General features: G+C 51.8%; 2 protein-coding genes and 2 pseudogenes. All 4 read left to right on the plus strand.

The features are described 5' to 3' along the window. Nucleotides 1-277 precede the first annotated feature (277 nt). Entirely contained in the window at nucleotides 278-1,492 is a 1,215-nt protein-coding gene (gene dpaL / locus OGV38_RS17170; protein WP_459208754.1) for a diaminopropionate ammonia-lyase, read from the plus strand. Between the two features lie 36 nt (nucleotides 1,493-1,528). Then, nucleotides 1,529-2,712, plus strand: a pseudogene (locus OGV38_RS17175) (YgeY family selenium metabolism-linked hydrolase). A gap of 67 nt (nucleotides 2,713-2,779) precedes the next feature. Then, a pseudogene (locus tag OGV38_RS17180) lies at nucleotides 2,780-4,738 on the plus strand (amidohydrolase family protein); the annotation flags it as partial. A gap of 81 nt (nucleotides 4,739-4,819) precedes the next feature. Continuing rightward, nucleotides 4,820-6,027, plus strand: a protein-coding gene (locus OGV38_RS17185) for an IS3 family transposase (protein ID WP_117086587.1) whose coding sequence is annotated in 2 segments (ribosomal slippage) — nucleotides 4,820-5,141 and nucleotides 5,141-6,027 — 1,209 coding nt in all. Because the reading frame shifts where the segments join, the coding sequence is not laid out codon by codon here. Nucleotides 6,028-6,064 lie beyond the last annotated feature (37 nt).

A 6,064-nucleotide genomic window follows, 5' to 3' on the forward strand; every position in this document is an offset into this window, starting at 1 on the left:
TTGAATGTTTTTTTTATTTTATCTTCCGCGATCACACTATTTATCAATTGTGAGAATTTATCAAACGAGGCGATAAACTAACGCTGTGGTATTTTTCAGTACCCATCTTGCTCTCTTTTTAATTGGTTGAAAATAAAGCCTTTATTAAAATATTTATAAAGTTTTACTCGATTAATAAAAAACTGGTAAGCATTTTGCTCTATTGGCAATACCGATAGCGTAAATATCTCTGTATACGTCTATTACAGGGAGTGAAATACCAGAACAATGAGGTTTTATGATGCAGGAAAACTTATCATTTTTTATCAACCAGACGCCGTTTACCGAACATCCAAACGCACCGCTGGCACCGTTTAGTCGCCAGGAACTGGTAAAAGCGTTGAATTTTCATCGGTCTATTCCGGGTTATGCGCCGACGCCGTTATATACGCTGCCGGCTCTTGCACAAAAGCTGGGTGTTAAAAATATCTATCTCAAGGATGAGTCTCAGCGTTTTGGCCTGAAAGCCTTCAAAGCGTTGGGCGGCTCCTATGCGATGGCGTGCCATATCGCGGAATTAATCGGCAAGGATATCAGTGAACTGCCGTTTGACGTGATGACCAGCGAAGAGGTACGCCGCGATCTCCAAACCGTCACGTTTGCCACCACCACCGATGGCAACCACGGTCGCGGTGTGGCGTGGATGGCGCGCCAACTGAAGCAAAACGCCGTGGTTTATATGCCGAAGGGCTCTTCGCAGCAGCGTTTGACCTCCATCCGTAATGAAGGCGCTACCGCTGAAATCGTCGATATGAACTATGACGATGCGGTTCGCATGACCGCGGAACAAGCACAAAAGCATGGCTGGATTGTGGTGCAGGATACCGCCTGGGAAGGGTATGAAAAAATCCCGCAGTGGATTATGCAGGGCTACGGCACGCTGATGCTGGAGGCGATAGACCAGCTGCATCAGGTTGCGCCGACGCATATTTTTGTTCAGGCAGGCGTTGGCTCGTTTGCCGGAATGGTGCAGGGAATGGTGGCTGCAGCCTGGGGTGAACACCGCCCGAAAGTGATCGTCGCTGAAGCGTTAATTGCCGATTGTCTTTACCGCTCTGCCCGTTCTAAAGAGGGGGATGCAATTGCGGTGGGCGGCGATTTGCAAACCGTGATGGCTGGTCTCGCCTGCGGTGAGGCGAACAGCATCGGCTGGAAACTGCTACGTGATTATGCCAACGCATTTGCCTCTTGCCCTGATGAAGTCGCAGCGCTGGGCATGCGCATGCTGGGTAATCCGTTGGCGGGCGATCCGCAGATCGTATCTGGTGAGTCCGGCGCGGTCACTTCCGGTCTGCTGGCGCTGCTGATGACCTCACCTGAACTGGCGCAAATGCGTGAACAACTGGGGCTGGATGCGCATTCCCGCGTGCTGTTGGTCAGTACCGAAGGCGACACCGACCCGCAACAATATCTGGATATTGTCTGGGGCGGTCAGTACCCGGGCATCAAATAACACATTTCCTGATTGAGAGAAATAACGGAGAAACCCATGTTATCTGCAAAACGTATTGATGAAGTCATTAAAAACTGTCAGGCGCTGATCCAACAAAAAAGTTATTCCGGTCAGGAAGGGGAAGTGGTTAATGCCATAAAAAAATGATGCAGCATTACCAGTTCGATGACATCCACGTTGATAAGTACGGCAACATTGTGGGCGGCATTGTCGGCAATCAGCCGGGGAAAACGCTGGTTCTCGATGGACATATCGATACCGTGCCGGTCAACGAAGAGAAGTGGAGCCGCAACCCGTACGGCGGCGATATCGACGATGGCAAAATTTATGGTCGCGGTACAACCGATATGAAAGGTGCCGTGGCGGCGATGATTTCCGCCGTGGGTTTTTTCGGCCAGGACAATCAGCGTAATTTTGCCGGCAAAATCTACGTTGCCTGCATCGTGCATGAGGAGTGCTTTGAAGGTATTGCTGCCCGGCTGGTCAGCGAGCGCTATAAGCCGGACTACGTGATCGTCGGTGAAGCTTCCGAGTTAAACCTGAAAATTGGTCAGCGTGGCCGCGCTGAAATTGTGGTCGAAACGTTTGGTAAACCCGCGCACTCCGCCAACCCGCAGGCAGGCATTAACGCGGTGTACAAAATGGCGCAATTGATCGACAAAATTCGCACAATCACTCCGTCCACGCACCCGGTACTGGGGCCTGGCATTCTGGAGCTTACCGACATTAAATCTTCGCCATACCCGGGAGCTTCGGTAGTGCCGGATTATTGTCGCGCAACCTACGATCGTCGTTTGCTGGTGGGTGAAACCAAAGAAAGTGTTATTGCCCCACTGGAAAATGCGCTTGCGGAACTTACCGCACAGGATCCGCAGTTTAAGGCCCGTGTCTCCTACGCGGTAGGTCAGGAGTCTTGCTATACCGGTGCCACGATTGAGGGCGAGCGCTTCTTCCCGGGCTGGGTGTATGACGAGTCTGACGAATTCGTGCAGGCCGCTCTGGCTGGCGTTCGCGAGGCCGGGTTTAATCCAACCATCACACAGTACTCATTTTGCACCAACGGCAGCCACTATGCGGGCGAAGCGGGAATTAAAACTATCGGCTTCGGACCTTCACGTGAAAACCTGGCCCACACCATCGATGAATATATCGAGATTGATCAGTTAACCGGCTCGGCCAGCGGCTATTACAGCATCATTCAGACACTCTATCGCCAATAAAAAGAAAGATAACAACCTCTTACCTTACAAGTGGTGTCGTGAAGCGACACCGCTATGGAGAATAACGATGAAAACCATTTTCAAAAACGGAAATGTAATCGATGGGACGGGCAGTGAAGGCAGAATTGCCGATGTGATGGTTGACGAAGGACGCATTGTCGCAATCGGACAAATTGACGTTGGCGTTAATGAGCAGGTTATTGACGCAACGGGAAAAATTATTTGTCCTGGTTTTATTGATACCCATACGCACTCTGACCTGTCGGCCATTATTAACCCCGCGCTGTCGGCAAAAATTCGTCAGGGTATTACCACCGAGCTGTTAGGGCAGGATGGTGTCGCCCTGGCACCGTTGCCTGAAGAATATATTCCGGCCTGGCGTAAAAATATCGCCGGACTGGATGGCGATACCGACAAAATAGACTGGAAATATAAAAACACAGACGGCTACCTCAATCTGCTGGCATCGCGTCATCCGGCGACAAACCTCGCGTATTTAGTTCCGCATGGCAACGTACGCATGGAAGCCATGGGCCTGGATGGGCGCCCCTCTACTCGTGAGGATGTGGCGAAGATGTGCGAAATCCTTGAGCGGGAGTTACAAGCAGGGGCGTTTGGTCTTTCCACTGGGCTCATCTACATGCCTTGCGCCTTTGGCGATACCGCCGAAATGATTGAACTGTGCAAAGTGACGGCGAAATATGACGGGATCTTTGTGGTGCATCAGCGCAGTGAAGCGGACGATATTTTCAACTCAACGCAGGAACTGATTGATATCGCCACCGCCACTGGCGTCTGGCTGCATATTTCACATATGAAGGTTTGCGGTAAGAAAAACTGGGGGCTGATTGACCAGATGCTGGGCATGTTGGAACAGGCGCAGGAAGAGGGCATTCGTATCTCTTTCGACCAGTATCCGTATGTGGCGGGCAGCACGATGCTCGGCGTGATCCTGCCGCCGTGGGTCCACTCCGGTGGCACTGACAAATTACTTGAGCGGCTGGCCTCGTCTGAACTGCGCGCCAAAATGATCGACGATATTCAGCAGGGCATTCCTGGCTGGGATAACTTTATCGATTTTGCCGGGCTGGACCAGATTTTTGTCACCAGCGTAAAAACGACAAAAAACCAGGATGCCGTCGGTCTGAACATCGTTCAGTTGGGCGAGCTACGAGGAAAAGATCCGTACAACGCCACCTTCGATCTGCTGTTTGAAGAAGAAAACGCCGTTGGGATGGTCGACTTTTACGGTACTGAAGAGCATGTGATTAAGTTCCTTTGCCGTCCTGAGCAAAATGTCTGTACCGACGGTTTAATGGGGGCTGGCAAACCGCATCCGCGCGTGTTTGGCGCATTCCCTCGTGTGCTCGGTAAATATGTGCGTGAAGAGGGATGTCTGAGCTGGGAAGCGGCAATCCGTAAGATGACTGGCAAACCCGCTGAGGTATTAGGCCTGCAGGATCGTGGGCTGCTGAAAGTGGGTTATGCGGCGGATATTGTGATGTTCGATCCGAACACCATTACCGATCAGGAAAAAGCGTGGCTGAAGAAGAAACATACTATTCGCATTCTTATCAATCCAGATTATCCGCCTTACACGCTTGTCGATCGCAGCGGTGAGTTACGTGGAATTCTTGGCGATTTGCTGAATATTATTCATCTGCAAACGGGGATTGATTTTGAGCCGGTTTTGGCCAACACCAAAAGTGAACAGACAAAACAAATAAGCGGCGAACGATGGGATATGTATCCCACTATCACCCTGACAAATCAAAATCAGCACAATTCGACCTTTAGCGATCCGCTGATGAATGTGGCGTTTGTGATTATCACTTCCCGCGATGAAACGGCCGACTCGTTACTGAATACACCGATCCGTATTGCGTTGCCCGCCGGGCATGTTTTGGAAAGTGACTTGAAACAACGCTACCCGCAGGCCACCTGGGTGGATGCTGATACTGGCAGCGTCGCGATGACTATGCTCAGGGATGGCAAGGTTGACGCGGCAATTGCTACTGATGTAGCCCCCTGAAACACCGGACAGTAGCTGTATCTCCAGATAAGAGATAGGCTTGAATATATGTCTAACACTAACGCCAATTTTGAGATGACCGGGATCCTGTTAGGGCAAGAAGTCCGTAAACGTAAAACTCCTCAGGAGAAGATCGCCATTATCCAGCAGACGATGGAGCCGGGTATGAATGTCTCCCATGTCGCCCGCCTGCATGGTATCCAGCCCAGCCTGCTGTTTAAGTGGAAGAAGCAATATCAGGAAGGCAGCCTCACCGCCGTTGCGGCTGGAGAGGAAGTCGTTCCTGCTTCTGAGCTTACTGCTGCTCTGAAGCAGGTCCGGGAGCTTCAGCGCCTTCTGGGCAAGAAGACGATGGAAGTTGAGATCCTGAAAGAAGCCGTGGAGTACGGTCAGTCGCGAAAATGGATAGCGCACGCGCCCTTGTTGCCAAAGGACGGGGAATAGCCATGGTCTGCCGGACCATGGGCGTGTCGCGTGCGCAACTGTCACTGCGGATTAACCGTTCTGCCGACTGGCAGGACAGGCGCTGTAACCGGCGTAATGAAGAAGCAGACGCAGAAATACTGTCGGCTATCCTCAACATTATCAGCGATATGCCGAGTTATGGTTATCGACGCGTGTGGGGCATCCTGCGCAAGCAACGTCGCACAGAGGGACAGCTACCTGTGAATGCCAAACGGCTTTACAGGATAATGCGTGAGCATAACCTGTTGTTGTTGCATCACAAACCAGAGCGACCGAAGCGTGAACATAAGGGCAAGATAGCGGTGGCAGAAAGCGATATGCGCTGGTGTTCAGATGGCTTCGAGTTCGGCTGCGACAACGGCGAAAAACTGCGGGTAACGTTCGCGCTGGACTGCTGCGACCGTGAGGCCATAGACTGGGCAGCAAGCACGGGAGGCTATGACAGTTCGACCGTGCAGGATGTGATGCTGAGGTCGGTGGAAAAGCGCTTCGGCGACAGGTTGCCCGACACAGCGGTGCAGTGGCTGACGGATAACGGTTCAGCGTATACCGCGTATGAAACGCGGAGGTTCGCGAGAGAGCTGAATCTGGAGCCCTGCACAACAGCGGTGAGCAGCCCGCAGAGTAATGGCATGGCCGAACGGTTCGTGAAAACGATGAAAGAAGACTATATCGCGTTCATGCCAAAACCGGATGTGAGAACAGCACTGCGAAACCTTGCAGTAGCGTTCACGCATTACAATGAAAACCACCCGCACAGCGCGCTGGGATATCACTCCCCGAGGGAATACCGGCGGCAGCGGACATCGTTAACTTAAGATACAAAAGCTGTTCGGAGATGGAGGGTCAAGATCA

This window comes from Citrobacter sp. Cb080, assembly GCF_030334745.1.
GTDB classification, from domain to species: domain Bacteria; phylum Pseudomonadota; class Gammaproteobacteria; order Enterobacterales; family Enterobacteriaceae; genus Citrobacter; species Citrobacter braakii.

What these genes read in the sequence shown, in the direction of transcription:
- dpaL (WP_459208754.1), top strand. Translation starts at nt 278, where the DNA reads ATGATGCAGGAAAACTTATCATTTTTTATCAACCAGACGCCGTTTACC.